The sequence below is a fragment of the Xanthomonas hawaiiensis genome (assembly GCF_031834635.1).
GTDB classification, from domain to species: domain Bacteria; phylum Pseudomonadota; class Gammaproteobacteria; order Xanthomonadales; family Xanthomonadaceae; genus Xanthomonas_A; species Xanthomonas_A sacchari.
Genome location: NZ_CP115873.1, coordinates 342,507 through 368,175 on the forward strand (window position 1 = coordinate 342,507; position 25,669 = coordinate 368,175).

Annotated in this window: 25 protein-coding genes; 15 read left to right on the forward strand and 10 right to left on the reverse strand. The window is 71.1% G+C overall.

Translation table 11 applies throughout. The features are described 5' to 3' along the window. Positions 1-18: 18 nt before the first annotated feature. The gene (locus tag PG878_RS01490; RefSeq protein ID WP_209030462.1) at positions 19-1,488 is read left to right on the forward strand and encodes a benzaldehyde dehydrogenase; all 1,470 of its coding nucleotides are present in this window, start codon (positions 19-21) and stop codon (positions 1,486-1,488) included. Positions 1,489-1,770: 282 nt separating this feature from the next. On the opposite strand, the gene PG878_RS01495 is transcribed toward PG878_RS01490, so the two are convergent. After that, on the reverse strand, positions 1,771-2,670 hold the full coding sequence (locus tag PG878_RS01495; RefSeq protein ID WP_209030463.1) for a helix-turn-helix domain-containing protein: 900 nt from the start codon (positions 2,668-2,670) through the stop codon (positions 1,771-1,773). Positions 2,671-2,763: 93 nt separating this feature from the next. Between PG878_RS01495 and pobA the strand changes: the two genes are divergently transcribed. Together pobA and PG878_RS01505 are read left to right on the forward strand one after the other, a co-directional pair. Further along, positions 2,764-3,942 carry a 4-hydroxybenzoate 3-monooxygenase gene (gene pobA / locus PG878_RS01500; protein ID WP_209030464.1) on the forward strand — a complete coding sequence of 393 codons (1,179 nt, stop codon included), beginning with the start codon at positions 2,764-2,766 and terminating at the stop codon, positions 3,940-3,942. Between the two features lie 455 nt (positions 3,943-4,397). Beyond that, positions 4,398-4,886 (forward strand): nuclear transport factor 2 family protein, encoded by a 489-nt coding sequence (locus PG878_RS01505; RefSeq protein WP_043094152.1) that lies wholly within the window; start codon positions 4,398-4,400, stop codon positions 4,884-4,886. An 87-nt stretch (positions 4,887-4,973) separates the two neighbouring features. Here PG878_RS01505 and PG878_RS01510 read toward each other — a convergent pair whose 3' ends face one another. The 3 genes from PG878_RS01510 to PG878_RS01520 are packed head-to-tail and all read right to left on the reverse strand — an operon-like array spanning position 4,974 to position 7,858. Then, positions 4,974-5,957, reverse strand: a complete 984-nt coding sequence (locus PG878_RS01510) for a PDR/VanB family oxidoreductase (RefSeq protein ID WP_209030465.1) — start codon at positions 5,955-5,957, stop codon at positions 4,974-4,976. A 49-nt stretch (positions 5,958-6,006) separates the two neighbouring features. Beyond that, entirely contained in the window at positions 6,007-6,756 is a 750-nt protein-coding gene (locus tag PG878_RS01515; protein ID WP_209030466.1) for a GntR family transcriptional regulator, read from the reverse strand. Positions 6,757-6,781: 25 nt separating this feature from the next. Further along, positions 6,782-7,858, reverse strand: a complete 1,077-nt coding sequence (locus tag PG878_RS01520) for an aromatic ring-hydroxylating dioxygenase subunit alpha (RefSeq protein WP_209030467.1) — start codon at positions 7,856-7,858, stop codon at positions 6,782-6,784. A 327-nt stretch (positions 7,859-8,185) separates the two neighbouring features. Here PG878_RS01520 and PG878_RS01525 point away from each other — a divergent pair, with 327 nt between their 5' ends. The 8 genes from PG878_RS01525 to pcaC all read left to right on the forward strand — a co-directional run bounded on the left by PG878_RS01525 (position 8,186) and on the right by pcaC (position 14,846). Further along, positions 8,186-8,875 carry a 3-oxoacid CoA-transferase subunit A gene (locus PG878_RS01525; RefSeq protein ID WP_209030468.1) on the forward strand — a complete coding sequence of 230 codons (690 nt, stop codon included), beginning with the start codon at positions 8,186-8,188 and terminating at the stop codon, positions 8,873-8,875. Continuing rightward, the gene (locus PG878_RS01530; RefSeq protein WP_017908145.1) at positions 8,863-9,534 is read left to right on the forward strand and encodes a 3-oxoacid CoA-transferase subunit B; all 672 of its coding nucleotides are present in this window, start codon (positions 8,863-8,865) and stop codon (positions 9,532-9,534) included. The genes PG878_RS01525 and PG878_RS01530 overlap by 13 nt, the downstream gene beginning before the upstream one ends. Then, the gene (pcaF, locus tag PG878_RS01535; RefSeq protein WP_209030469.1) at positions 9,531-10,739 is read left to right on the forward strand and encodes a 3-oxoadipyl-CoA thiolase; all 1,209 of its coding nucleotides are present in this window, start codon (positions 9,531-9,533) and stop codon (positions 10,737-10,739) included. Before PG878_RS01530 ends, pcaF begins: the two co-directional genes overlap by 4 nt. A gap of 87 nt (positions 10,740-10,826) precedes the next feature. Continuing rightward, positions 10,827-11,546, forward strand: coding sequence for a protocatechuate 3,4-dioxygenase subunit beta (pcaH, locus tag PG878_RS01540; protein ID WP_209030470.1), 720 nt, complete (start codon positions 10,827-10,829; stop codon positions 11,544-11,546). 4 nt (positions 11,547-11,550) lie between these two features. Continuing rightward, positions 11,551-12,108 carry a protocatechuate 3,4-dioxygenase subunit alpha gene (gene pcaG / locus PG878_RS01545; protein ID WP_209030471.1) on the forward strand — a complete coding sequence of 186 codons (558 nt, stop codon included), beginning with the start codon at positions 11,551-11,553 and terminating at the stop codon, positions 12,106-12,108. Between the two features lie 63 nt (positions 12,109-12,171). Beyond that, positions 12,172-13,524 carry a 3-carboxy-cis,cis-muconate cycloisomerase gene (locus PG878_RS01550; RefSeq protein ID WP_209030472.1) on the forward strand — a complete coding sequence of 451 codons (1,353 nt, stop codon included), beginning with the start codon at positions 12,172-12,174 and terminating at the stop codon, positions 13,522-13,524. Between the two features lie 110 nt (positions 13,525-13,634). Continuing rightward, on the forward strand, positions 13,635-14,414 hold the full coding sequence (gene pcaD / locus PG878_RS01555) for a 3-oxoadipate enol-lactonase (RefSeq protein WP_209030473.1): 780 nt from the start codon (positions 13,635-13,637) through the stop codon (positions 14,412-14,414). A 39-nt stretch (positions 14,415-14,453) separates the two neighbouring features. Further along, complete coding sequence (gene pcaC / locus PG878_RS01560; RefSeq protein WP_152182363.1) at positions 14,454-14,846, forward strand: 4-carboxymuconolactone decarboxylase; 393 nt, start codon at positions 14,454-14,456, stop codon at positions 14,844-14,846. A gap of 17 nt (positions 14,847-14,863) precedes the next feature. Here the strand turns inward: pcaC and PG878_RS01565 are convergent, their stop codons facing one another. After that, positions 14,864-15,310, reverse strand: coding sequence for a winged helix-turn-helix transcriptional regulator (locus tag PG878_RS01565; RefSeq protein ID WP_209030474.1), 447 nt, complete (start codon positions 15,308-15,310; stop codon positions 14,864-14,866). Between the two features lie 104 nt (positions 15,311-15,414). On the opposite strand from PG878_RS01565, the gene PG878_RS01570 reads away from it, so the two are divergent. Further along, positions 15,415-16,719: an MFS transporter gene (locus PG878_RS01570; RefSeq protein ID WP_244672538.1), complete on the forward strand. Its 1,305-nt coding sequence runs from the start codon at positions 15,415-15,417 to the stop codon at positions 16,717-16,719. On the opposite strand, the gene PG878_RS01575 is transcribed toward PG878_RS01570, so the two are convergent. From PG878_RS01575 to PG878_RS01585, 3 genes are all read right to left on the reverse strand, one after another. Then, positions 16,613-17,482, reverse strand: coding sequence for an IclR family transcriptional regulator domain-containing protein (locus tag PG878_RS01575; protein WP_209030475.1), 870 nt, complete (start codon positions 17,480-17,482; stop codon positions 16,613-16,615). The two genes, PG878_RS01570 and PG878_RS01575, sit on opposite strands and share 107 nt — an antisense overlap. A 210-nt stretch (positions 17,483-17,692) precedes the next feature. Beyond that, positions 17,693-18,730, reverse strand: coding sequence for an NADP-dependent oxidoreductase (locus PG878_RS01580; RefSeq protein WP_209030476.1), 1,038 nt, complete (start codon positions 18,728-18,730; stop codon positions 17,693-17,695). Further along, positions 18,727-19,686: an aldo/keto reductase gene (locus tag PG878_RS01585; RefSeq protein WP_209030477.1), complete on the reverse strand. Its 960-nt coding sequence runs from the start codon at positions 19,684-19,686 to the stop codon at positions 18,727-18,729. Before PG878_RS01585 ends, PG878_RS01580 begins: the two co-directional genes overlap by 4 nt. 174 nt (positions 19,687-19,860) lie before the next feature. On the opposite strand from PG878_RS01585, the gene PG878_RS01590 reads away from it, so the two are divergent. Both PG878_RS01590 and PG878_RS01595 read left to right on the forward strand, forming a co-directional pair. Next, entirely contained in the window at positions 19,861-20,718 is an 858-nt protein-coding gene (locus PG878_RS01590) for a class I SAM-dependent methyltransferase (RefSeq protein ID WP_209030478.1), read from the forward strand. An 85-nt stretch (positions 20,719-20,803) separates the two neighbouring features. Further along, the gene (locus PG878_RS01595; protein WP_209030479.1) at positions 20,804-21,340 is read left to right on the forward strand and encodes a pseudouridine synthase; all 537 of its coding nucleotides are present in this window, start codon (positions 20,804-20,806) and stop codon (positions 21,338-21,340) included. 197 nt (positions 21,341-21,537) lie between these two features. On the opposite strand, the gene PG878_RS01600 is transcribed toward PG878_RS01595, so the two are convergent. Both PG878_RS01600 and hrpB read right to left on the reverse strand, forming a co-directional pair. Then, the gene (locus tag PG878_RS01600) at positions 21,538-21,948 is read right to left on the reverse strand and encodes a hypothetical protein (RefSeq protein ID WP_010343704.1); all 411 of its coding nucleotides are present in this window, start codon (positions 21,946-21,948) and stop codon (positions 21,538-21,540) included. 113 nt (positions 21,949-22,061) lie between these two features. Further along, complete coding sequence (gene hrpB, locus PG878_RS01605; RefSeq protein WP_244672539.1) at positions 22,062-24,683, reverse strand: ATP-dependent helicase HrpB; 2,622 nt, start codon at positions 24,681-24,683, stop codon at positions 22,062-22,064. 97 nt (positions 24,684-24,780) lie between these two features. Here hrpB and PG878_RS01610 point away from each other — a divergent pair, with 97 nt between their 5' ends. Beyond that, positions 24,781-25,578, forward strand: a complete 798-nt coding sequence (locus PG878_RS01610) for a TatD family hydrolase (RefSeq protein WP_209030480.1) — start codon at positions 24,781-24,783, stop codon at positions 25,576-25,578. The last annotated feature ends 91 nt before the right edge of the window (positions 25,579-25,669 follow it).

A 25,669-nucleotide genomic window follows, 5' to 3' on the forward strand; every position in this document is an offset into this window, starting at 1 on the left:
TTCACGAGAGTAGACATCATGCACAGCACCGAACCCCTGGCCGCCGCGTCCACCTGGAGCGAGCGCATCTTCAATGGCGAGTGGATCGCCGCCCAGGGCGGCGTCCTCGAGGTGATCGAACCCGGCAGCGGCACGCCGCTGCACCGCGTCGGCCAGGCCAATGCCGCCGACGTGGCCACGGCGGTGGCGCAGGCGCGCGAGGCGCAACGCGCCTGGGCGGCCACGCCGCCGCGCGAGCGTGCGGCGGTGTTCCATCGCGCCGCCCAGGTGCTGCAGCAGCACGCGGCCGCCGCCGCGGCGCTGATCGCGCGCGAGACCGGCGGCATCCTGCCCAAGGGCGAGCACGAGGTGCGCGAGGCGATCGTGCTGCTGCAGCAGGCCGCGGCGATGCCGCTGCAGGCGCAGGGCCAGGTGCTGCCGACCGCGCCGGGCCGGCTTAGCTTGGCCCGGCGCCTGCCGCTGGGCGTGGTTGGGGTGATCTCGCCGTTCAACTTCCCGCTGGTGCTGTCGCTGCGCTCGGTGGCGCCGGCGCTGGCGGTCGGCAATGCGGTGGTGCTCAAGCCCGATCCGCGCACGCCCTACGCCGGCGGTTTCGTCATCGCCGAGGTGCTGCAGCAGGCGGGTCTGCCGAAGGGCCTGCTGCACGTGCTGCCGGGCGGGGCGGACGCCGGCCAGGCGCTGGTCGAGGCGCCGGGCGTGCCGATGATCGCGTTCACCGGGTCCACCGCCGCCGGCCGCCGCATCGGCGAACTGGCCGGCAAGCACCTGAAGAAGACCGCGCTGGAACTGGGCGGCAAGAATTCGCTGATCGTGCTGGAGGATGCCGACCTGGACAAGGCAGTGTCGGCGATCGCCTTCGGCGCGTACTTCCACCAGGGCCAGATCTGCATGGCCACCGGCCGCGTGCTGGTCCAGCGCAGCATCGCCGCCGAACTCACCCGGCGCCTGGCGGAGAAGGCGCGGCACCTGCCGGTCGGCGACCCGGCCACCGCCCACGTCGCGCTCGGCCCGATCATCGACCAGCGCCAGTTGCAGCACGTCAAGGACGTGGTCGATGCGTCGGTGGCGGCCGGCGCAGTGGTCGAGGCCGGCGGTACGCACGAGGGCCTGTTCTACGCGCCGACGGTGCTGTCGAACGTGCGGCCGGGCATGCCGGCGTTCGAGGAGGAAGTGTTCGGCCCGGTCGCCAACGTGATCGCCTTCGACAGCGACGACGAGGCGGTGGCGCTGGCCAACCAGACCGAATACGGCCTGTCGGCCGGCATCCTGTCGGCCTCGGTGGGCCGCGCGATGGCGCTGGGCGAACGCCTGCACACCGGCCTGCTGCACATCAACGACCAGACCGTGGCCGACGAAGTCACCAACCCGTTCGGCGGCACCGGCGCTTCCGGCAACGGCACCAGCATGGGCGGCCCGGCCGACTGGGGCCAGTACACGCACTGGCAGTGGGTGACGATCCAGGACAGCGCACCGCAGTATCCGTTCTGAGTGTTGATTCGCCGGGCGTCGCATCGGCGCCCGGCGATGCGTCTTGCCGACCAGCACAGGACTCGGGTGCAGGAGTCGTGCCTGATCCGTTCGCGTGTGGGTTTGGAACATCTGGTCGCGGCTGAAGCCGCTCCTACGACGTACGAGCAGGCCAGTCGTAGGAGCGGCTTCAGCCGCGACGAACGAAGCGGGACTGGTCGATCATCGATCACGCGTCGGGGCTGAAGTCCCTCCTATAGTAGAGCGACCGCACCGCCATCTCCGTGCTGGCTGCGAGTCGTGTCATCCCTGCGCCCGCTGCCGGAACTGCACCGGCGAACACCCGGCATGCCGGCGGAAGCAGCGGCTGAAATACGCTGCATCCGCATAGCCCAGGACTTCCGCGAGTTGCTGCACGGTCAAGGTGGTGTAGACGAGGCTGCGTCGTGCCTCGAGCATGATCCGCCGTTGCAGCAGTTCCAGCGCCGAGGCGCCGGCCAGGCGCCGGCACAGCGCGTTGAGATGGCTGCGGCTCAGCCCGAGCCGGTCGGCATAGCGCGCCAGCGGCCAGTGTTCGCGGTAGTGCGCATCGATCAACGCGGTGTAGGCGCGCACATGGCGCGCGCCGCGGTCGGCGTCGTGCGGATCGGCATGGGCCTGCGCCAGCGCGCCACGGGCTGCCCACAGCAAGGCCTGCGTCGCCAGCGCCTGCAGCATCGGTTCTCGGCCGGGGCGGCGCTGCGCGTGCTCGGCGGCGATGGCGGCGAAGCAGGCGTCGAGCATCGGCTGCTGGTCGCCGGCGGGCAGGCACACCGGCTGCGCCAGCGCTTCGTCCAGGCTCGGCCACTGTGCCGCCAGGCGCTGCCGCAGCGGTGCCGACACGGTCACGATGTGGCCGCGCACGTTGCGCTGGAAGCGGAAGCCGTGCACGCACAGCGGCGGCAACAGCAGCAGGCACGGCCCGCGCAGGCGCTGCTGCGTTCCGTCCAAGTGCAGGGCGGCGCTGCCGCGTTGCAGATACAGCAGTTGCAGCAGGTCGTCGTGGCGGTGCGGACGGATGTGCCAGTCGTGCAGGCGGCTGCGTGCGGCGATGGATTCCCAGTGCAACAGGTCCGGTGTCTCGCGGTCGCCGGTCTCGCCGTACAGGCGGAAGGCCGGGACGGTGACGGGCGACGCAGCGGCAGCTGAAGCGGTGCGAGGCATCGGCGAAAAGTACCGGAATCGGTCGCAATGATCCATGTCATCGGCGCGTCGCAGCCGGAACACTGTGCGTCGGTCCCATCCTTAGGAGGACGCATGCGTACCCAGGTCGCCATCGTCGGCGCCGGCCCGGCCGGGCTGCTGCTCGGGCAGCTGCTGCACGGCCACGGCATCGACACCGTCATCGTCGAGCGGCAGACGCCCGAGCACGTGCTGTCGCGCATCCGCGCCGGCGTGCTGGAGCAGGGTACCGCCGACCTGCTGTGCGCCGCCGGCGCCGGCGCGCGCATGCAACGCGAAGGCATCGTCCATCATGGCTTCGAGCTGGCGCTGGAGCAGCGCCGCGAACGCATCGAACTGAGCGCGGCGACCGGCGGCCGTGCGGTCACCGTCTACGGCCAGACCGAAGTGACCCGCGACCTGATGGACGCGCGCCGTGCCGTCGGCGCCGCCACCCTCTATTCCGTCGAGGACGTGCAGCTGCACGACCTCGACGGGCCGCAGCCGTGGCTGAGTTTCGCGCAGGACGGGGCCACGCAACGCCTGGACTGCGACTACGTGGTCGGCTGCGACGGTTTCCACGGGGTCAGCCGCCGCGCGATCCCGGCCGAGGTGCTGCGCGTGTACGAACGGGTCTATCCGTTCGGCTGGCTGGGCGTGCTGGCCGACACCCCGCCGGTGGCCGACGAACTGATCTATGCGCGCACTGCGCGCGGCTTCGCCCTGTGCAGCATGCGCTCGCCCACCCGCACCCGCTACTACGTGCAGGTGCCGGCGGACGAGCGGGTGGAGGACTGGTCGGACGATCGCTTCTGGGACGAACTGCGCCGACGCCTGCCCGACGACGTGGCACAGGCGCTGGTGACCGGCCCCTCGCTGGAGAAGAGCATCGCGCCGCTGCGCAGCTACGTCGCCGAGCCCATGCAGTACGGCCGCCTGTTCCTGGCCGGCGATGCCGCGCACATCGTGCCGCCGACCGGCGCCAAGGGGCTGAACCTGGCTGCCGGCGACGTCGGCCTGCTCGCGCATCTGTTCGCGCAGGCGCAGCAGGAGCGCAGCGACGCACCCTTGCAGCGCTATTCGGAACTTGCGCTGCAACGCGTGTGGAAGGCCGAGCGCTTCTCCTGGTGGATGACCACGATGCTGCACCGCTTCCCGGACGAGGACGCGTTCAGCCGCCGCCTGCACGATGCGGAGCTGGACTATCTGCTCGGCAGCGCCGCCGGACGCGCGACCATTGCCGAGAACTACGCGGGATTGCCGTTGGCGCTGTAAAGCTGGGAATGGGGAATGGGGAATGGGGAATGGGGGAATCGGGGAACCGCGTCCTCTGTTCTCCCGTGCGTCGTGGTGATCGCTGGTTCTGCTTTGGCCAATCCCGAATCCCGACTTTTCAATCCGGATTGAAGCGCCATCGATCGTCGCTGCCGATGACACCGATGGGAGGCATCGATGGATGTTCATGCAGACCGCCAATGCATCGCTGCGCCATGCCCTGCATACAAACATTTAGGTGCGTGGTGCCACGCCATTTCTGAGGTCGAGGTAACTGTGGCGATTCTCCCAGACCAGGAAAAAAGCCGATAAATCCGCGCGCTTTCCGCGGTTTCCTGCGTCGCGCAGGCACGGCGCGTTGCTACGCTGCAGCCGCGCCGGTGCCCTCGTTGACGCGCATCGCGGCATCGCGGCGTCATCGCGCATTCCCCTGTTCCCCCATCGGAGCGTCTTCCATGAAGATCCGTTTTCAGGCCTGTCTGCTGGCGCTGCTGCTTGCGCTTCCCGCCGCTTCCGCGTTCGCGCAGACCGCGGTCACCGCCAATCCCAATCACGAACAGTTGCTGCATGGCGAGGACTGGCGCACCACCGCCAACAAGCGCCTGGTCTACGACTTCTGGCGCATCGTGTTCGAAGCCGGGCACACCGAATATGCGCCGCTGTACATGGCCAAGGACTACATCCAGCACAACCCGAACGTGGCCAATGGCCGCGATGCGTTCCTGGCGTTCCTGACCTCCTTCGTCAAGCCGACGCCGATCCAGCCGCGGGTGCAGTTGCCGCTGGTGGCGATCCTGGCCGAGGGCGACTACGTCACCCTGGTGTCGGTGCGCACGCTGCCCGACCCCAAGGACGCCAGCAAGACCTACACCACCACCTGGTTCGACATGTTCCGCATCCAGAACGGCAAGATCCAGGAGCACTGGGACGCGGCGACCAAGTGAGATCGCGTCGCGCGCGTTGATCGCTGGCAGGCGCCGTTCCATCCGCGTGGACGGCGCCTGCATGCTGCGAAGGAATGCGCGCAGGCGTCAGAACGCGTCGGCGCGGTAGCCCGTGTCGATGCTGACGCTGCCGCCGAGCGCACGCGAGACGCAGGCGCACAGCTTGCGGTTGCTGTGGCGCTGTTCGTCGCTGAGGAACACGTCGCGATGGTCCAGCGGCGCGGCCGCCTCCAGCACCTCGACCACGCACAGGCCGCATTCGCCGCGGCGGCAGTCGGCCATGACTTCCACGCCGGCCGCGCTCAGCGCATCCAGCAGCGACTCGTTCTCGGCCACCTGCACGGTCTTGCCCAGCGCCGGCACCTGCACCACGAACGGCTGCGCCGGTGCGTTGCCGCTGTTGCCGAAGGTCTCGAAATGCAGGCGCGCGCGGGCGCGGCCGTCGTCGCGCCAGCGTTGCCGCAGTTCGTCCAGCAGCGGCAGCGGGCCGCAGGCGTAGACGTCCGCGTTGCGCGGCCACTGCGCGATCTGCGCGGCCAGCTCGAGCTGGCCCAGGTGTTCCGGGCAGAACAGTTGCAGGCGCTCGCCGAGCAGGTCCTGCAGGTGCTCCAGGTAGGCCATGCTGGCGCGGCTGCGGCCGGCGTAGAGCAGCTGGAACGGGATGCGCCCGCGCGCCAGCCGTTGCGCCATCCCCAGGATCGGGGTGATGCCGATGCCGCCGGCGACCAGCACGATGTGCTCGGCGGTCTCATCCAGCGCGAAGTGGTTGTTGGGCGAGGAAATGTCCAGTTGGTCGCCCGGTGCCAGCGCCCACATCGCACGCGAACCGCCGCGGCTGTCCGGCACCGCGCGCACCGCGATGCGGTAGTGGCCGTCGGCGGCCGGCTCGCCGACCAGCGAGTAGGAGCGCTCGTGCCAGGCATCGCCGATGCGCACGCGCACGTCGAGATGACTGCCGACGGTGAATGGGCGGCTGGCGCGGCCAGGATCGAGCACGATCTCGCGCACATCCTGGCACGGCGTGGCGACGGCGACGACGCGGGCGGTGGTCCACTGGGTGTCTTTGCGCATGGCGGGGTCCGGCAGGCGGGAAGGTGGGGCAGGCGTGTGTGTGCCGCGATCAGGCGGGCGGACGCCGCCGCAGCAGGCGGCTGCCGGGAATCTGTCCCAGCGCGTTCTGGTCGTGCAGGGCGTGGTGGGCGTTGCGTTGCGCCAGCCGCGCGTGTTCGCGCATCAGGGCTTCGGCGCGCGCACCTTCGCGACGCACGATCGCGTCCAGCACCTGGCGGTGCTGGTCCTGCGCGATCGACAGTACGGTGGCGGCCTGGCCGCGCTCGAGCACGAAGCTGCTGGGCGAGGCGAACGGCAGTTGCGCGACCCGCGCGAACTCGCGCGAGAGCAGCGCACTGCCTGCCATCTCGAACAGCAAGGCGTGCCACTGCGCGTTGCAGTCGACATAGCGGGCGAAGGCATCCTCGCTCAGCGGTCGTGTCGTCAGGACGGCGTCGATCTGCGCCAGCAGCGCCTGCGCCCGCGCCAGCAACGCCGGCTCGGCACCGCGCTCGGCGGCGCGGCGCGCGGCCAGGCCTTCCAGGGTGCCGCGCAGTTCGATGGCGTCGTCCACGTCCGCCTCGTCGAAGGCCTGCACCGCATAGCCGCCGCCACGCAGCGGCTGCACCAGGCCTTCTTCGGCCAGCCGCTGCAGGGCGGCGCGCACCGGCGTACGCGATGCACCGAGGCGTTCCACCAGCGCGACCTCGGACAGGCGCTCGCCGGCGGCAAGCTCGCCGGCCAGGATCAGTTCGCGCAGTTCCAGTAGTGCGCGGGTGGTCTGTGCGGCGCTGGAGCGGAACGGGTGCGCAGCGGGCATGGCAGGCTCCTGTGCGTGCGGCGGCTCAGCCGACCATGCGCAGCTGCAGGTCCTGGCTGCGCTGCTCGGCGGCGATCATGCGCTCGATCAGGCGCCGCGCCCACATGCCGCCGGCATCGACGTTGAGGTTGTAGAACACGTGGTCCGGATGCGCGTCGATGGCGCGCTGCTGCGCCTCCAGCACCAGCTCGTCCTCGCCGAACACGCCGGTGACGCCGTCGCGCAGGCGCGTGGTGATCGATTGCTCGTGCAGCGAGTGGTTGCGCACGAACGCCCAGAAGTAGTGACAGGTGCGGTCGGTTTCCGGGGTGATGGTGTTGAGCACGTAGCCGTTGACCCCGCGCGAGCGGTCGCCCTGCGGCGCGCCACTGCCGGCCACCGCCACGCCGACATCGATGACGATGGTGCAGGGCGCCTCGAAGCGGATGATCTGCCAGCGGTCGACCTTGCCGCGGTAGCCGTGCGCGTGCTCGATCTGCCAGGCCCAGAACGGCGGCGGGTCGATGTCCAGCATCCAGCGCGAGACGACCGTGCTGCGTTCGCCGTGGACCACGTCGAACGGCGCCTCGGCGACCTCGTCCTGGCCGATGCTGGAGCCGTGCACGAAGGTCTCGTGGGTCAGGTCCATCAGGTTGTCCAGCACCAGCCGGTAATCGCACTTGACGTGGATGGTGCGGCCGTCGCCGGCCCAAGCCGGGTCGTCGTTCCAGTGCAGGTCCGGCACCAGCGCGGGGTCGGCCAGCGCCGCATCGCCCGGCCACACCCAGACGTAGCGGTGCCGCTCCACGGTGGGGAAGCGGCGCACGCAGGCGGACGGATTGATCGTGTCCTGCGAGGGCATGTGCACGCAGCGCCCGTTCGCGTCGTAGACCAAGCCGTGGTAGCCGCAGACCACATCGTCGCCGTGCAGCCGACCCATCGACAGCGGCACCAGCCGGTGCCAGCAGGCGTCCTCGAGCGCGGCGACGCGGCCGTTGCTGGTGCGGTACAGCACGATGTCCAGATTGCACACCTTGCGCGGCAGCAGCGCGTGCTTGACCTCGTGATCCCAGGCGATGGCGTACCAGGCATTGAGCGGAAATGCCGGAGCGGACGACTGCATGGCGGCGACCTCGATTGTGTATACAACAGGCTGGGGGACGATCCTTGCGTGTTGCGGCGCACAACGGTTTGGCGGTGCCGTCGCGCCATCGCCCGATACGTGGCGATGGGCGAATGTATACAACAGGGCAGGTCCGGCACACCGTTGCCGGATCGTTAAATTGTTCGTTTATCGAACTGTGCATCCGATAATCGGATTGACCGCCCGCCGGAGCGGGCCTAACGTGGCCTCCCGAAGCGACCTGGAGGAGGATGTCGTGGCAGACCCCGTAATGCGCCTGCGCCGCCGTGCGCTGCGCCCCCGGCCGGCGACGGCGGGGCGGCGCCGATGATCGACAAGACCCTGGCCTCGTGCGCCGACGCAGTGGCCGATATCCACGATGGCGCCACGGTGATGATCGGTGGCTTCGGCACCGCGGGCATGCCCGATGCGCTGATCGATGCGTTGATCGCGCAGGGCGCGCGCGAGCTGACCATCGTCAACAACAACGCCGGCAACGGCGAGACCGGGCTGGCCGCGCTGATCAAGCACAAGCGCGTGCGCAAGATCGTGTGCTCGTTCCCGCGGCAGAGCGATTCGCAGCACTTCGACGCGGCCTACCGCGCCGGCGAACTGGAACTGGAACTGGTGCCGCAGGGCAACCTGGCCGCGCGCATCCACGCCGCCGGCAACGGCCTGGGCGCGATCTTCACCCCCACCGGCTACGGCACCGAGCTGGCCGCCGGCAAGGAAACCCGCGAGATCGACGGCCGTCATTACGTGCTGGAGTATCCGATCCGCGCCGACTTCGCGCTGATCAAGGCGCACCACGGCGACCGCTGGGGCAACCTGGTGTACCGCAAGACCGCGCGCAACTTCGGCCCGCTGATGGCGATGGCCGCGACCTGCGCGATCGTGCAGGTGGAGAAAGTGGTGGAACTCGGCGCACTGGATCCGGAAGCGGTGGTGACCCCGGGCATCTTCGTGCAACGCGTAGTGGCGGTGACCACCGCGCAGGAGGGCGCATGCACGCATTGAACGGGCGCGGCATCGACCGCAACGCGCTGGCCGCACGGGTGGCGCGCGACATCCCCGAGGGCGCCTACGTCAACCTGGGCATCGGCCTGCCGACCGCGGTGGCCAACTTCCTGCCGGCGGACAAGGAGATCTTCCTGCATAGCGAGAACGGTCTGCTCGGCATGGGGCCGGCGCCGCCGCCGGGGCAGGAGGACCTGGACCTGATCAACGCCGGCAAGCAGCCGGTGACGTTGCTGACCGGCGGCTGCTATTTCCACCACGCCGACTCGTTCGCGATGATGCGCAGCGGACGCCTGGACGTGTGCGTGCTCGGTGCGTTCCAGGTGTCGGTGCATGGCGACCTGGCCAACTGGAGCACCGGCGCGGCCGACGCCATTCCCGCGGTCGGCGGCGCGATGGACCTGGCGATCGGCGCCAAGCAGGTCTACGTGATGATGGAACTGCTGACCAAGCGCGGCGAGCCCAAGCTGGTGAACGCGTGCAGCTATCCGCTGACCGGACTGCGCTGCGTGTCGCGGGTGTACACCGACCTGGGCGTGTTCGCGCTGGGGCCGGACGGCGCGCGCGTGCTCGAACTGGTCGAGGGCGTGAGCCTGGACGACCTGCGCCAGGCCACCGGGCTGGCGCTGACCCTGGCCGATTCCACGGAGGCGGCATGAACGAGGCCTACATCATCGACGGCATTCGCACGCCGATCGGCCGCTACGGCGGCGCCCTGGCCGGGGTACGCGCGGACGATCTCGGCGCGGTGCCGCTGCAGGCGCTGTTGGCGCGTCAGCCCCAACTGGATCCGGCGCAGCTCGACGACGTCTACCTGGGCTGCGCCAACCAGGCCGGCGAGGACAACCGCAACGTCGCGCGCATGAGCCTGCTGCTGGCCGGCCTGCCGTTCGGCGTGCCGGGCAGCACGGTCAACCGATTGTGCGGTTCGGGCCTGGATGCCATCGGCACCGTCGCGCGCGGCATCCGCGCCGGCGAGCTGGGCCTGGCCATCGCCGGCGGCGTCGAGTCGATGTCGCGCGCGCCGTGGGTGATGGGCAAGGCGGAGAGCGCCTTCGCCCGCAACCAGCAACTCGAAGACACCACCATGGGCTGGCGCTTCGTCAATCCGAAGCTGCAGCAACTGTATGGCGTGGACCTGATGGGCGAGACCGCCGAGAACGTGGCCGAACGCTACGGCATCTCGCGCGAGGACCAGGATGCCTTCGCGCTGCGCAGCCAGCAGCGCACCGCCGCCGCGCAGGCCGCCGGCTTCTTCGACGGCGAGATCGTGCCGGTGACCGCGCCGGGCAGGAAGCGTGGCGAGACCGTCGAAGTCAGCGTCGACGAGCATCCGCGCGCCGACACCACGCCCGAGGCGCTGGCCAGGCTCAAGCCGATCTTCCGTCAGCCCGGCACGGTCACCGCCGGCAATGCCTCGGGCATCAACGACGGTGCCGCCGCGCTGCTGCTGGCCAGCGCCGCGCAGGTGCAGGCGCTGGGCCTGACCCCACGTGCGCGCGTACTGGGCTTCGCCAGCGCCGGCGTGGAGCCGGCCTACATGGGCATCGGCCCGGTGCCGGCCACGCGCAAGCTGCTGGCGCGGCTGGGGCTGTCGATCGGCGACTTCGATGCGATCGAACTCAACGAGGCCTTCGCCGCGCAGGGCCTGGCCTGCCTGCGCGAACTCGGCGTCGCCGACGATGCCGCGCACGTCAATGCCAACGGCGGCGCGATCGCGCTCGGTCATCCGCTGGGCATGAGCGGTGCGCGCCTCGCCCTGACCCTGCTGCGCCAGCTCGAGGCCAGCGGTGGCCGCCGCGGCCTGGCGACCATGTGCATCGGCGTCGGCCAGGGCGTGGCGCTGGCGATCGAGCGGCTGTAGCCGCGCGCCCCATCGACGCTGCGCCCCGCACGCCTGCATCATCCTTCCAGCCAACCGGCTCCGCGCGGAGCCAGCGAGACCCGCACGATGCGCGACGACACCCCCATCGATCCCCTGCTCGGCTATCGGCGCCCGTACCCCGGGACGCAGCCGGCCTACCTGCACCCGCCCTATGCCTCCACCGGCGCACGCGGCCCGACCCGCGATCCGATCGCGATCCCGCTGACGTTGTCCGAAGCGACCGGTCCGACCCTGGACCGCACCACCCTGGGCGAACACGCCGCCGATCTCACCGCCGGCTTCCCCGGTGCGCCGCTGGGCGAGCGCATCATCGTCAGCGGGCGCCTGCTCGACGAGAACGGCACGCCGGTGCGCAACAGCGTGGTCGAGGTATGGCAGTGCAACGCCGCCGGCCGCTACCTGCACGCCGGCGACCAGCACGACGCGCCGCTGGATCCCAACTTCACCGGCACCGGCCAGGTGCTGACCGACGACCACGGCCGCTACCGCTTCACCACCATCAAGCCCGGCGCGTATCCGTGGCGCAACCACTACAACGCCTGGCGCCCGGCGCACATCCATTTCTCGCTGCACGGCGACGGCATCGGCCAGCGCCTGGTCACGCAGATGTATTTCCCCGGCGATCCGTTGCTGGCGTTCGACCCGATCTTCAACTGCGTGGACGACCCCAAGGCGCGCGAGCGCATGGTCTCCGCGTTCGACTGGGAGACCACCGCCAACGAGTTCGCGCTGGGCTACCGTTTCGACATCGTCCTGCGTGGACGCAAGCAGACCCCATGGGAGTGAGGCGATGAGTTTCCAGGCAACCCCCTCGCAGACGGTCGGCCCCTACTACCGGATCGGGCTGGAACCGCTGTACCGCACCGAGATCGCGCCGGCGCAGGCGCAGGGCACCCACGTGGAGATCGCCGGCAGCGTGTTCGACGGCAACGGCGTGCCGGTCGGCGATGCGCTGCTGGAGATCTGGCAGGCCGATGCCGCCGGCATCTACGACCATGCCGCCGACCCGCGCCGCGGCGACCACGATCCGGCCTTCCATGGCTGGGGCCGGGTGCCGACCGACGCGCAGGGCCGCTTCGCCTTCCGCACGGTCAAGCCCGGCCGCGTCGCCGGGCCCAAGGGCCCGCAGGCGCCGCACCTGGTGGTGCTGGTGTTCATGCGCGGCCTGCTGCGCGCCGCGCCGACCCGGCTGTACTTCGGCGACGACGACCTGGACGGCGACACGATCCTGGCGCAGGTGCCGGCCGAGCGCCGCGCCACCCTGATCGCGCAGCCGCTGGCGCCCAACCGCTACCAGTGGGACGTGCGCATGCAGGGCGAGCACGAGACCGTGTTCTTCCGCTACTGAGCGCGACATCCCGCACAGGCCGCAGCGGTTACGCTGCGCGATCCCTCCACCGCATACGAACCGATGAGCGTCTCCGAGTCCCTGTTGCGTCCGCTGTTCGGCGATCCGGCCGTCGATGCGCTGTTCGACGACCGCGCCCGCCTGCAGGCCATGCTCGACGTGGAAGCGGCGTTGGCGCGCGCGCAGGCGCGCTGCGGCGTGATCCCGGCCGACGCCGCGGTGCCGATCGCCGCCGCCTGCGATGCCGCGCGCTACGACCTGCCGGCGCTCGCCGCCGCCACCGCATTGGCCGGCAATCCGGCGATCCCCTTGGTCAAGGCGCTCACCGCCCAGGTCGCCGCCACCGACGAAGCGGCCGCGCGCTGGGTGCACTGGGGCGCGACCAGCCAGGACATCATCGACAGCGGCGCGGTGCTGCAGTTGCGCGCCGCGCTCGACCATGTGGAAACGCAACTGGACGCGCTGTGCGCAGCACTGGCGGCGCTGGCGCAGCGTGAGCGCGACACCGGCCTGCCCGGGCGCACCCTGCTGCAGCAGGCGGTACCGGTGACCTTCGGGCTGAAGGCCGCGGGCTGGCTGGATGCGCTGCAGCGCAGCCGCCGGCGCCTGCAGGCGCTGCGCGAGGATGCCCTGGTGCTGCAGTTCGGCGGCGCCGCCGGCACCCTGGCCGCGCTGCAGTCGCAGGGCCTGGCCGTGGCCGAGGCGCTGGCGGCAGAGCTGCGCCTGCCGTTGCCGGCGCTGCCCTGGCATGCGGCGCGCGACCGCATCGGCGAGATCGGCGCGGCGTTCGCGTTGCTCGCCGGCAGCCTCGGCAAGATCGGCCGCGACGTCGCGTTGCTGATGCAGTCGGAAGTGGCCGAGGCGTTCGAGCCGGCGGCGGCGGGCAAGGGCGGCTCCTCGGCGATGCCGCACAAGCGCAATCCGGTCGGCTGCGTGGTCGCGATCGCCGCCGCCACGCGCGCCCCCGGCCTGCTGGCGACGCTGTTCGCGGCGCTGCCGCAGGAACACGAGCGCGCGGTCGGCGGTTGGCATGCCGAATGGGAGACCCTGCCGGAACTGGTGCGTCTGAGCGCCGGCAGCCTGGCGCAGGTGCGGGTGCTGGTCGAGGGCGTGGAACTGGACCGCACGCGCATGGCCGCGCATCTGGACAGCCACGGCGGCCTGCTCTACGCCGAGGCCGTGGCGGTTACCCTGGCCACGCACCTGGGCAAGGCCGCTGCGCACGCGTTGGTGGAAACCGCGGTGCGTCGTGCGCTGGCCACGCAGCAGCACCTGCGCGCAGTGCTGGCCGAGGAGCCGCAGGTGACCGCGGTCCTGCCACCGGCGAAACTGGATGCGCTGTTCGCCAGCGACAGTTGGCGCGGCATGGCCACGGTGTGGATCGAGCGCGTGCTCGCCGCGCAGGCGCGCGGGTGAGGCGCAGCACCGTGCCGGTCTGCCGCAGCGTCGGCGACACGTTCTAGACTTGCCGGTGCCGCACGTTTCGTACCGCGGCGCCCATTCCATCTTCCAAGCGAGCGCCGCCCATGCCGATCCTCGACCTGCCCACGCATCGTCTGCACTACCGCATCGACGGCAGCGAAGGCCGTCCGTGGCTGACCCTGTGCAACTCGCTCGGCACCGACCTGCACATGTGGGACGCGCAGATCGCCGCGCTGTCGCCGCATTTTCGCGTGCTGCGCTACGACCGCCGCGGCCACGGCGCGTCCACCACCCCGCCGGCGCCCTATGCCATGGCCGACCTCGGCGGCGACGTGGTGGCGCTCTGGGACGCGCTGTCGATCGAGCGCAGCCATTTCTGCGGCCTGTCGATCGGTGGGCTGACCGGGCAGTGGCTGGGCCTGCACGCGGGCGAGCGCCTGCTCAGCCTCACCCTGTGCGCCACCGCGGCCAGGATCGGCAGCGCCGAGAGCTGGCAGGCGCGCATCGACCAGGTGCGCGCCGAGGGCCTGGCGCCGCTGTGCGAAGGCACGCGTACGCGCTGGTTCACCCCGGCCTTCGCCGAGGCGCAGCCGGCCACGGTCGAGGCGATCCTGGACAGCTTCCGTGCCACCGACGCACAGGCCTACATCGGTTGCTGCCAGGCGCTGGCCGAGGCCGACTTCCGCGAGCGTCTGGGCGAGATCGGCGTACCGGTGCTGGCCGTGGCCGGGCACGACGATCCGGTGTGCCCGCCGGCCGATCTGCAGGCCATCGCTGCGCAGGTGGCGCAGGGCGAGGATGCCGAGGTGCATGGCCGCCACCTGTGCAACGTCGAGTCGCCGCACGCCTTCAACGACGCGGTGCTGCGCTTCCTGCTGCAGTAGCCAGCGCCCGCTTTTCCCCACGTTTCAGGAGTTGCCCCGATGGACGAGAACGAACGTTACGCCGCCGGCCTGCAGGTGCGCCGTGCGGTGCTCGGCGATGCCCACGTCGACCGCTCGCTGGCCGCGCGCACGCCGTTCACCGAGGAATTCCAGGAGTTCATCACCCGCACCGCCTGGGGCACTGTGTGGACCCGCGAGGGACTGCCGCGGCACACGCGCTCGCTGCTGACCCTGGCGATGATGGTCGCGCGCGGCCACGACGAGGAGTTCAAGCTGCACGTGCGCGCCGCGCGCAACAACGGCGTCAGCGCCGACGAGATCAAGGAAGTGCTGCTGCAGGCGGCGATCTACTGCGGCGTGCCCGCAGCCAACCACGCCTTCGCCCTGGCTGCGCCGATCCTGGCCGAGCAGGCGGCCGAAGGCGCCGCCTAGAAAGTTCGGCGCTCCGCTCAGCGCACCTTGCGCACTTCGGTGACTGCCGGGCTCAGCCGCGTGCCATCGGCGGCGCGCGGCTGCATGCGTGCGACCGGCTTGCCGCTGCGCGTGTCGATCAGTACCGAATGGCGCTCGCCATGGTCGAACAGATGCCGTTCGCCCCATTGCCGCAGCGCCAGCACCACCGCGAACAGGTCCTCGCCCTTGGCGCTCAGCGCGTACTCGCGGTAGGCGCTGCCGTCGGAGGCCTCGCGCGTCTCCAGGATGCCGGCCTCGACCAGCTTGCGCAGCCGGTCGGCGAGGATGTTGCGGGCTATGCCCAGGCTGCGCTGGAAGTCGCCGAAGCGGCGTACCCCATCGAAGGCATCGCGCACGATCAGCAGCGACCAGCGGTCGCCGATCAGGTCGGCGCTGCGCGCCACCGGGCAGGGCGACGCGGGCAGGGCAGGGCGGGACGGCATCGGCGTTCCTGGAGGCGCTCGGCGGCAGTGGTTGCATTTTAAAACCTATCGACCTAGCCTGAGACAAGTTTCGTTTTGAAACTTGAATGGGCGAGTCTCCGATCATGCAATCCGTCACCGCTGCGTCCTCCATGCCGCGCCGCCTGGTCTGGCTGTTCGCCATCGCCAGCGGCCTGAGCGTGGCCAACGTCTATTACGCGCAGCCGCTGCTGGATGCGCTGGCAGCGGATTTCCGCATCGGCCCGGCCGCGGTGGGCGGCGTGGTCAGCGCCGCCCAGGTCGGCTGCGCGCTGGCCCTGCTGTTGCTGGTGCCGCTGGGCGACCTGGTGGAGCGTCGGCGTCTGATGGCAGTGCAGGCGCTGGGACTGGTCGCGGCGCTGGTCGCGGTGAGCGTGGCGCGGTCGGCGCCGGTGTTGCTGGCCGGCATGCTCGCCGTCGGTATGCTGGGCACGGCGATGACCCAGGGGCTGATCGCCTATGCCGCCAGCGCCGCGGCGCCGCAGGAGCAGGGGCGGGTGGTCGGTGCGGCGCAGGGCGGTGTGTTCATCGGCCTGTTGCTGGCGCGGGTGTTCGCCGGCGGGGTCAGCGATCTGGCCGGCTGGCGCGCGGTCTATGCCGGCGCCGCGGCGCTGATGCTGGCGCTCGCGCTGCCGTTGTGGCGCTGGTTGCCGGCGCTCCCGGTGCCGTCGCAGCCACTGCGCTATCTGCGGCTGATCGCGTCCATGCTGACGCTGCTGCGCCAGGAGCGTGTGTTGCAGGTGCGCGGCGTGCTGGCGCTGTTGATGTTCGCGGCGTTCAACATCTTCTGGAGCGCGCTGGTGCTGCCGTTGCGCGCACCGCCGTACGCGTTCTCGCACACCGCCATCGGCGCCTTCGGTCTGGTCGGCGCGGTCGGTGCGCTGGCGGCAGCGCGCGCCGGACACTGGGCCGACCGCGGCCATGCCCAGCGCACCAGCGCCGCGGCACTGGTGGTGCTGGTGCTGGCCTGGTGGCCGCTGTCGTGGCTGCCGCACTCGCTGGCCGCGCTGCTGCTCGGCATCGTCCTGCTCGACCTGGCCGGGCAGGCGTTGCACGTCACCAGCCAGAGCATGATCCTGCGTGGCCGGCCGCAGGCGCACGGCCGGCTGATCGGCCTGTACATGCTGTTCTACGCGGTGGGCAGCGGACTGGGCGCGATCGGCACGACCGCGACCTACGCGCAGGCCGGCTGGGCGGGCGTGTGTCGTCTGGGGGCGGCGGTCAGTCTGCTGGCGTTGCTGTTCTGGTGGGCGACGCGGCGGGTCGGCGCGGCGTCGGTTGCGCTCAGTCCAGCACCCGACTCAACTGCTGCGCCGCATGCCGCAGCGCCGGCAGCACCGTGCTCTGCAGGCTGCCCAGGGTCATCCGCGCCACCGAGCTGCCGACGTTGAGCGCGGCGACCACGCGGTCCTGGCGGTTGCGCACCGGCACCGCCACCGAGCGCAGGCCGATCTCCAGTTCCTGGTCCACCACCGCATAGCCGTCGCGCTGCACGCGCTCGAGCAGGGCCTGGAACTGCGCGCGGTCGGTGACGGTACGCTCGGTGCGCGGGCGCAGCGGATTGCGTTCCAGATAGCTGTTCAAGGTGTCGCCCGGCTGCGCCGCCAGCAGCACCCGGCCCATCGAAGTGCAGTACGCCGGCAGGCGGCTGCCGGCGCGCAGGCCGATCGACATGATCCGCACGGTTTCCGCACGCGCCACGTACAGCAGGTCGTCGCCGTCGAGCACGCCCAGCGAGCAGGACTCGTGCAGATCGTCGCGCAACGCATCGAGCACCGGTTGCGCCGCCACCGACAGTGCGGCGGTGGACAGGTAGCCGCTGCCGATGCCCAGCGCGCGCGGCAGCAGCACGTAGCCGCGGCCGTGGGTGCCGGCGTAGCCGAGCTTTTCCAGCGTGTACAGCACGCGCCGCACCGCCGCGCGCGGGATGCCGGTGTCGGCGCTGAGCTGGGCCATGCTGACGTCGCGGCTGTGCTGGCCGAAGGCGCTGAGCACGGCCAGGCCGCGCGCCAGCGAGGTCATGAAGTTCGGGTCGCCTTCGCATTCGCCGATGCGCCGCATCAGCTCCGCGGCCAGGCCGCGCTCGGGCGGGGTGGGGGCGGTGGCGGCACGCGCGGCGCGGCGTGCGCGAGGGGGACGCGGGGACTCGGACATGGAAGCGGCGGCGGCGGCGATGCGTCCGATGGTAGTGGCTGTATCCGCGGGCGTCGATGCTGGGGCGTGCATGCGCACCACACCCTAGCGTGCCGCGCCATCTGTCGCGCTGTCCGTAGGAGCGGCTTCAGCCGCGACCGCACGTTTCCGGGAACGCCCGGTCGCGGCTGAAGCCGCTCCTACGAGGGGTTCGAGTTTCGGTCCCCGGCCTCAGTCGCCCAGCCGCACCACCAGCTTGCCGAAGTTGCCGCCGCTCAGCATGTCGATGAAGGCCTGCGGCGCGTTCTCCAGGCCGTCCACCACGTGTTCGCGGTAGCGCACGCGGCCGTCGGTCAGCCAGGCGCCCATTTCGCGCAGGAATTCCGGATACAGCTTGACGAAGTCGCCGACGATGAAGCCGCGCAGGGTCAGGCGCTGGCGCAGTACCTGGCCCATCAGCGCCGGCAGCCGGTCCGGCCCCGGCGGCAAGGCGCCGTTGGCGTTGTAGGTGGCGATGGTGCCGCACACCGGCACGCGGGCGAAGTCGTTGAGCAGCGGCAGCACCGCGTCGAACACGTGGCCGCCGACGTTCTCGAAGTACACGTCGATGCCGTCGGTCGCGGCGGCGCGCAACTGCGCGGCGAAGTCCTTGGCGCGGTGGTCCAGGGCCACGTCCACGCCCAGTTCCTCGCGCAGGTAGCGGCACTTCTCTGCGCCGCCGGCGATGGCGATCACCTTGGCCCCGCGCAGTCTGGCGATCTGCGCCACGGTGGCGCCGACCGGGCCGGTGGCAGCGGCCACCGCCACGGTCTCGCCCGGCTGCGGCTTGCCGATCTCGTGCAGGCCGGCGTAGGCGGTGAAGCCGGGCATGCCGTACACGCCGAGCGCGGTGCTCGGCGGCAGCGGCGAGTTGGGGTCGAGCTTGCGCCGCAGGCTGGCGCCGTCGACCACCAGATGGGTCTGCCAGCCGCCGTTCTGCACCAGCACCAGATCGCCCGGCGCATGGTCGGGGGAATTGGAGTGCAGCACCTCGGCCACGGTGCTGCCGACCATGGTCTCGCCCAGTTGCACCGGCGGCGCATAGGACGGCGCATCGCTCATGCGCCCGCGCATGTACGGGTCCAGCGACAGCCAGCGGTTGCGCAGCAGCACCTGGCCGGGGCCGGGCGCCTCGAGCGGGGCCTGTTCGGTACGGAAGTTGTCGGTGCCCGGCGCGCCCTGCGGGCGCGAGGCGAGCACGATGCGGGTGGTCTGGGTGGGGGCGGTCATGCTGTTTCCTCACTTGCGGTATTCAACTGCGCGATGTCCTCGGCCGACAGCTGCAGGCGTGCGGCGGCGAGCAGATCCTGCAATTGGTCCAGGCTGGTCGCGCTGGCGATCGGCGCGACGATGCCCGGCCGCGCCATCAGCCAGGCCAGCGCCACCTGCGTGGGCGTGGCGGCATGCTTGCCGGCGATGTCGTCGAGCGCGGCAAGAATGCGCAGGCCGCGCGCATTGAGATACCGCGCGACCACGCTGGCGCCGCGTGCCTGACTCTTGCCGGCGTCTTCCGCACGCCGGTACTTGCCGCTGAGGAAGCCGCTGGCCAGGGCGTAGTAGCACAGCACGCCCAGGCCCTGTTCGCGCACCAGCGGTTCCAGCTCGGCCTCGTAGCCGGCACGGTCGTACAGGTTGTACTCCGGCTGCAGCGTCTCGTAGCGCGGCAGGCCGTACTGCGCAGAGACGTTCAGGGCTTCGCGCAGGCGCGCGGCGCTGTAGTTGGAGGCGCCGATCGCGCGGACCTTGCCCTGCTCGATCAAGCGCCCGAACGCGGCCAGCGTCGCTTCCAGCGGCACCGAATCGTCGTCCTCATGCGCCTGGTACAGATCGATGACGTCGGTCTGCAGGCGCCTCAGCGAGTCCTCTGCGGCAGCGGCGATGTTGTCGGCCGACAGGCCCGGGCGTTCGGCCCACTTGCCGACCTTGGTCGCGATCAGCACCTTGTCGCGCTTGCCGCTGTGCTTGAGCCACTGCCCGATCAGCGTTTCCGATTCGCCGCCGTGGTTGCCGGGCACCCAGGCCGAGTAGATGTCGGCCGTGTCGATGAGATTGCAGCCGGCCTCGACGAAGGCATCGAGCAAGGCAACGGAGGTCTTGGCGTCGGCGCTCCAGCCGAACACGTTGCCGCCGAACGCCAGCGGTGCCGCATGCAGGCCGGAGCGGCCGAGTTCGCGCGTGTGCAGCATGGAAAACGTTCCACTGTGGGGGGAGGCGACAGGATAGTCGCCAGGGGTTGGGCGGTCGTCAAATGCTCGCGAAAACATCGTTCTGTAGACGTGATTCGCGCTAACGGAAGCGCAACATTCGTCGGTATCGGGCCGCGTGCTAGGCTCGCGGCACCTCTCTTGCGGATGCCTGCCATGACGCTTCGAACCTCGCTCGCCTGCGCCTGCACCCTGGCGGTCGCCACTGCCTTGCTCGCTCCCGCGGCGCAGGCGATCAAGCCCGCCGACACCGCCACGCTGCCAGCGCCGGACGCGGCGCTGCAGACGGCGATCGACGGCAGCTGGCGCGACCGCGCCAACGTCGCCCGCGACGCCTACCGTCATCCCGGCCAGACCCTGGCGTTCTTCGGCATCAAGCCGACGCAGACGGTGATCGAGATCACCCCGGGCAGCGGCTGGTACTCCGAGATCCTGGCGCCGTACCTGCGCGAGCGCGGCCAGTACATCGCCGCGGTGGTCGATCCGGCGGCCGTGCCGGAAGGCCGCGGCCGCGATTACCAGCAGAAGGCGCGCGCCGGCCTGGAGCAGAAGTTCGCCGCGGCGCCGGCGCAGTACGACCGCGCGCGCATCGTGGCGTATGCGCCGAACGCGCCGGTGTTCGGCCCGCCCGGCTCGGCGGACCTGGTGCTGACCTTCCGCAACGTGCACAACTGGCGCATGGCCGGCCAGGCCGAGGGCATGTTCAAGGGCTTCTACAACGTGCTCAAGCCCGGCGGCGTGCTTGGTGTGGTCGAGCACCGTGCCAAGGCCGACGTGCCGGCCGACGACAAGAGCGGCTATGTCGGCCAGGCGCAGGTGATCGCCATGGCCGAGGCGGCCGGCTTCAAGCTCGCCGGCAAGAGCGAGGTCAACGCCAATCCGCGCGACACGAAGGATTATCCGGGTGGCGTGTGGACGTTGCCGCCGAGCAACCAGCACGAGGCCGCCGACGATGCCAAGTACCAGGCGATCGGCGAGAGCGACCGGATGACCCTGAAGTTCGTCAAGCGCTGAGCCGGCGCACCGGCGACGCGGCGCGGACGCATGGGACAATACCTGCGCCGCGCCGTGCGGCGCAGGCCTGCCGCCGTTCCCGCCGATGCTGATCGCCTTCAACAAGCCCTTCAACGTGCTGTGCCAGTTCACCGACCGCAGCACGCCGCCGCGGCGCACCCTGGCCGAGTTCGGCCTGCCCGCGGACGTGTACGCGGCCGGACGCCTGGACTACGACAGCGAGGGCCTGCTGCTGCTGACCGATGACGGCGCGCTGGCGCACCGTCTTACCGATCCGCGGCACAAGCAGCCCAAGACCTACTGGGTGCAGGTGGAAGGCGCGCCGCAACCGGAGCAGGTGCAGCGCCTGCGCGACGGCGTGCTGTTGAACGACGGCCCGACCGCACGGGCCGAGGTGACGTTGCTGGACGCGCCGCCACCGCTGTGGCCGCGCGACCCGCCGGTGCGTTTCCGCAAGAGCGTGCCCGATGCCTGGTTGCAGGTGGTGCTGCGCGAAGGACGCAATCGCCAGGTGCGGCGGATGACCGCAGCGGTCGGCCTGCCGACGCTGCGCCTGGTACGCGCGGCGATGGGCGCACACCGCTTGGACGGACTGGCACCGGGCGCCTGGCGCGCGCTGTGATGCGTGCGGTGCCTGGCGACGCGTAGGAGCGGCCTCAGCCGCGACCGAGGCGTTACCGATGTGTTCCGGTCGCGGCTGAAGCCGCTCCTACGTTAGAAAGCAGCGCAGAGTCGCAGCGAATCCATAAAAAAAGCGACCGGGATCTCTCCCGGTCGCTGCGGATGGCACTGCGGCGACCGTCAGGCCGCGCGCGCAACTCACTCTTCGGTAGCGTCCTGCGCGGCCGCGGCACGGCGCGTACCACGGGTGCTGGCGGCGCTGCGGCGCGCACCGACATTGCCGCGCTTGTTGGCCGCTTCGATGCGCTGGGCATTGCCCTCGATCGGCGCGCCCTTGTCGCGCTGGCGCTTGCGGTAGATGGCGTAACCCAGCAGGCCCACGCCCACCGCGGCAGCGGCGATGGCCACGGCCGGATTGCGGCGCACCGCGGTGCGCGCGACCTTGGTGCCGGTCTTCACCGCACCCAGCGCAGCGCCCGCCTTGAGCGCGCCCACCGCCTTGCCCGACTGCAGCCACTTGTTCGCCTGCGGGCCGAAGTGCTTGAGGCTGTCGCCGGCGTGGCTGGCGAGATCCAGGGCGCGATCGGTGATGATGGTCAGCTTGCTCATGGGCGTCCCCTACTGGCAGGAATGAAGGGCTGCAGTGTCGCCCTCGTACCGTATACGGGGTGTTAGCGCAGCGCCGCGGATTCGTCTGCCCGCTGAATGCGGCGCGAGTGGCCCTAGGTGCCGCGCGGCTTGGCGCGGTGGCTGGCGGTGGCGGTCCAGGGATCGTCCGGCCACGGGTGGCGCGGGTAGCGACCCTTCATTTCCTTCTTCACTTCCGGATAGGTGCTGGACCAGAAATTGCGCAGGTCCTGCGTGACCTGCAGCGGCCGTCCGCCGGGCGAGAGCAGGTGCAGCAGCAGCGGCACGCGGCCGTCGGCGACGCGCGGGGTGTCGGCCAGGCCGAACAGTTCCTGCAGCTTGACCGCCAGCACCGGAGGCTGCGGTTGCCCGGCATGGTCCAGGCTGTAGTCGATGCGCCGTTCCATGCCCGACGGCACCGCGATGCGCACCGGCGCGTGGCGGTCGATGGCCTGGCGGCGGTCCCACGGCAGCCGCGCCTTCAGTGCCTCGCCCAGTTCGTCCTCGCTCAGCGCATCGAGCCGGGTCTTGCCGGCGAAGGCCGGGCGCAGCCAGTCGTCGAGGCTGGCCAGCAGCGCGGCATCGCCCAGGTGCGGCAGGTCCAGTTCCGGCATCCACTGGCGCAGCCCGGCCACCCGCGCGCGCCACTGCGTCAGACCCTCGCTCCAGGGCAACGCCTGCAGTCCCAGTTCGCGCACCGCCTCGGTCAATGCCGCGGCCGCCTGCGCCGGTTCGACGCGGCCGGCGGGGCGGCTGTCGAGCACGATGCGATCGAAGCGGGTCTCGCGCAACGCGCTCAGCGCGCGCCGCTCGGGATCCCAGCGCACCGTGTCCTCTTGCGAGAAGCGCTGCGGAAACTGCGCTCGCAGGTAGCGCTCGTCCACCGGCGCGGCGCGCAGCAACAGCGCGTCCTTGGCCTCGTGGCGCAACTCGGTGGCGACCAGCCAGGGCTCGCCGCGCAGGTCGCTGTTGTCGAACAGACGCACGCTGCGGCCGTTGGCCAGCAGGTAGCGCAGCGGATCGCTGGGATGGCGGGTGCCGATGCGGTCGGGAAAGGCGTGGGCCAGCAGATCGCCGAGTTCATGCGCCTCCACGCTGTCCGGCGCTGCGGCGTCGCTGCGCAGGCGCCGCCGCCACTGCTTGGCCGCCGCGTCGATCGCCGCCAGCGCGCCGCGGTTGGCGTCGTGCGGCACGCGGCCGCGGCGGAACGCGGCCAGGGCACGCCAGCGCGCGGCCAGTGCGTCGCCGCCCTGGCGCAGCGGATCGCGCGCTTCGATCAGGGCGGCGAGGTCGCAGGCCAGCGCCTGCGCGCGCGCATCGTTCGCCGCCAGCAGCATCGCCGCTAGACGCGGATGCGTGCCCAGCGCGAGCATGCGCCGGCCGCTGGCGGTGATGGCGCCACCGTCGGCGAGCGCGCCGAGCCGCTGCAGCAGCTCGCGTGCGGCGGCCAATGCGCCGGGCGGCGGTGGATCGACGAAACGCAGCCCATCGCTGCCCCAGGCGGCCAGTTCCAGCGCCAGCCCGGCCAGTTCCACCTGCAGGATCTCGGCGCGGCGTTGCGCTTCCAGGCGTTGCGACTGCGGCCACAGGCGGTAGGCCCAGCCGCTGGCGACGCGGCCGGCACGGCCGGCGCGCTGGTCGGCCGAGGCCTGGGCGATGGCGGTCACGTCCAGCCGCGAGAAGCCGCTGTTGGGATCGTAGTGCGGCTCGCGCGCCAGCCCGGCGTCGATCACCACGCGCACCCCGGGCAGCGTCACCGAGGATTCGGCGACGTTGGTCGCCAGCACCACGCGCCGCCGCCCCTGCGGATCGGGCTGCAGCACCTTGCTCTGCTGTTCCACCGGCAACTCGCCATGCAACGGCAGGACCTCGACGCCTCCTCCTTCTCCCCCCGGGAGAAGGTGGCGCGCAGCGCCGGATGAGGGTACGGCCGAGGCGGTGCCGGCTGGGATAGCGCCGGACGCGGCACCTGCTGGAGCAACACCCGCCGCTCCACCCCCAACCCCCGCCGCCTCCAGCGCCGCCTGCACCCGCCCGATCTCGCGCTGCCCGGGCAGGAACACCAGCACGTCGCCCGGGTGCTGCTGCAGCGCGTGCTCGACCGCGCGCCGCGCCTGCGCCTCCAGCGACTCCTCGCGTCGCGCCGGGAAATGCGCGATCTCCACCGGGAAACTACGGCCGGCGCTGGACAGCCGCGGCGCGTCGAGGAACTGCGCCAGGCGCTCGCCGTCCAGTGTGGCCGACATCACCACGATGCGCAGGTCCTCGCGCACCTGCGCCTGCACGTCCAGGGCCAGCGCCAGGCCCAGGTCCGCTGCCAGGTGGCGCTCGTGGAATTCGTCGAACAGCAGCGCGCCGACCCCATCGAGCATCGGGTCGTCCTGCAGCATGCGGGTCAGGATGCCCTCGGTGACCACCTCGATGCGGGTGCGCGCGGACACCTTGTTCTCGAAGCGGATGCGGTAGCCGACCGTCTCGCCCGGCGCTTCGCCGCGCTGCCGGGCCATGAAGGTGGCGGCACTGCGCGCGGCGACCCGGCGCGGCTCCAGCATCACGATGCGCCGGCCCTGCAGCCACGGCGCGTCGAGCAGCGCCGGCGGCACCTGGGTGGTCTTGCCGGCGCCGGGCGGGGCTTCCAGCACCAGGCGCGGATGGGCGGCGAGGCTGTCGCGGATCTGCGGCAGCAGCGGATCGATCGGAAACACGGAGGACGTCATCGGCAAAGGATACGGGGCCGCCGCGCCGCCGTGGAGCGGCGGCGGCCACGTGGCCCGTACAATCAGCCGCTTTCCCGGCAGATTCCCGCGCAACCGCATGACCCTGATCGACATCGGCGCCAACCTCACCCACGAGTCCTTCGACCGCGACCGCGACGCGGTATTGGAGCGCGCCCGCGCCGCCGGCGTCGCGCAACTGGTGGTCACCGGCGCCAGCCGCGAGCACTCGCCGCTGGCGCTGCAACTGGCGCAGCAGCATCCGGGTCTGCTGTACGCCACTGCCGGCGTGCATCCGCACCACGCGGTGGAATACACCGCCGAATGCGACGCCGAACTGCGCGCGCTGCATGCGCACGCCGAGGTGGTGGCGGTGGGCGAGTGCGGCCTGGACTACTTCCGCGACTTCTCGCCGCGGCCGGCGCAGCACCGCGCCTTCGAGCGGCAGCTGCAGCTGGCGGTGGACACCGGCAAGCCGCTGTTCCTGCACCAGCGCGAGGCCCATGCCGACTTCATGGCGCTGATGCGCCAGTTCGACGGCAAGCTCGGCCCGGCGGTGGTGCATTGCTTCACCGGCAGCCGCGAGGAACTGTTCGACTACCTGGACCGCGACTGGTACATCGGCATCACCGGTTGGCTGTGCGACGAGCGCCGCGGCGCGCACTTGCGCGAGCTGGTGAAGCACATCCCTGCCGGCCGGCTGATGATCGAGACCGACGCGCCGTACCTGCTGCCGCGCACGCTCAAGCCGACGCCGAAGGACCGCCGCAACGAACCGGCGTTCCTCGCGCACATCGTCGAGGAGCTGGCACGCGACCGTGGCGAAGACGTGGCGACGGTCGCTGCTTCCAGCACTGCTGCCGCGCGGACCTTCTTCCGGCTGCCGACGCCGGCCTGAGCGAGCTGGTGCCTGGGATCGTGATTGGGGATTGGGGATTCGTGGAACCGCGCGCTGCACGCGTCTTTTGTAGGAGCGGCTTCAGCCGCGA

Coding starts and splice junctions, on each gene's coding strand:
- PG878_RS01610 (WP_209030480.1), top strand. CDS start 24,781: ATGACCCTGATCGACATCGGCGCCAACCTCACCCACGAGTCCTTCGAC.
- pcaH (WP_209030470.1), top strand. CDS start 10,827: ATGCGCGACGACACCCCCATCGATCCCCTGCTCGGCTATCGGCGCCCG.
- PG878_RS01520 (WP_209030467.1), bottom strand. CDS start 7,858: ATGCAGTCGTCCGCTCCGGCATTTCCGCTCAATGCCTGGTACGCCATC.
- PG878_RS01575 (WP_209030475.1), bottom strand. CDS start 17,482: ATGTCCGAGTCCCCGCGTCCCCCTCGCGCACGCCGCGCCGCGCGTGCC.
- PG878_RS01585 (WP_209030477.1), bottom strand. CDS start 19,686: ATGCTGCACACGCGCGAACTCGGCCGCTCCGGCCTGCATGCGGCACCG.
- PG878_RS01510 (WP_209030465.1), bottom strand. CDS start 5,957: ATGCGCAAAGACACCCAGTGGACCACCGCCCGCGTCGTCGCCGTCGCC.
- pobA (WP_209030464.1), top strand. CDS start 2,764: ATGCGTACCCAGGTCGCCATCGTCGGCGCCGGCCCGGCCGGGCTGCTG.
- PG878_RS01505 (WP_043094152.1), top strand. CDS start 4,398: ATGAAGATCCGTTTTCAGGCCTGTCTGCTGGCGCTGCTGCTTGCGCTT.
- PG878_RS01550 (WP_209030472.1), top strand. CDS start 12,172: ATGAGCGTCTCCGAGTCCCTGTTGCGTCCGCTGTTCGGCGATCCGGCC.
- PG878_RS01565 (WP_209030474.1), bottom strand. CDS start 15,310: ATGCCGTCCCGCCCTGCCCTGCCCGCGTCGCCCTGCCCGGTGGCGCGC.
- PG878_RS01525 (WP_209030468.1), top strand. CDS start 8,186: ATGATCGACAAGACCCTGGCCTCGTGCGCCGACGCAGTGGCCGATATC.
- PG878_RS01590 (WP_209030478.1), top strand. CDS start 19,861: ATGACGCTTCGAACCTCGCTCGCCTGCGCCTGCACCCTGGCGGTCGCC.
- hrpB (WP_244672539.1), bottom strand. CDS start 24,683: ATGACGTCCTCCGTGTTTCCGATCGATCCGCTGCTGCCGCAGATCCGC.
- PG878_RS01495 (WP_209030463.1), bottom strand. CDS start 2,670: ATGCCTCGCACCGCTTCAGCTGCCGCTGCGTCGCCCGTCACCGTCCCG.
- PG878_RS01595 (WP_209030479.1), top strand. CDS start 20,804: ATGCTGATCGCCTTCAACAAGCCCTTCAACGTGCTGTGCCAGTTCACC.
- PG878_RS01490 (WP_209030462.1), top strand. CDS start 19: ATGCACAGCACCGAACCCCTGGCCGCCGCGTCCACCTGGAGCGAGCGC.
- PG878_RS01515 (WP_209030466.1), bottom strand. CDS start 6,756: ATGCCCGCTGCGCACCCGTTCCGCTCCAGCGCCGCACAGACCACCCGC.
- pcaD (WP_209030473.1), top strand. CDS start 13,635: ATGCCGATCCTCGACCTGCCCACGCATCGTCTGCACTACCGCATCGAC.
- PG878_RS01570 (WP_244672538.1), top strand. CDS start 15,415: ATGCAATCCGTCACCGCTGCGTCCTCCATGCCGCGCCGCCTGGTCTGG.
- PG878_RS01530 (WP_017908145.1), top strand. CDS start 8,863: ATGCACGCATTGAACGGGCGCGGCATCGACCGCAACGCGCTGGCCGCA.
- PG878_RS01600 (WP_010343704.1), bottom strand. CDS start 21,948: ATGAGCAAGCTGACCATCATCACCGATCGCGCCCTGGATCTCGCCAGC.
- pcaF (WP_209030469.1), top strand. CDS start 9,531: ATGAACGAGGCCTACATCATCGACGGCATTCGCACGCCGATCGGCCGC.
- pcaG (WP_209030471.1), top strand. CDS start 11,551: ATGAGTTTCCAGGCAACCCCCTCGCAGACGGTCGGCCCCTACTACCGG.
- pcaC (WP_152182363.1), top strand. CDS start 14,454: ATGGACGAGAACGAACGTTACGCCGCCGGCCTGCAGGTGCGCCGTGCG.
- PG878_RS01580 (WP_209030476.1), bottom strand. CDS start 18,730: ATGACCGCCCCCACCCAGACCACCCGCATCGTGCTCGCCTCGCGCCCG.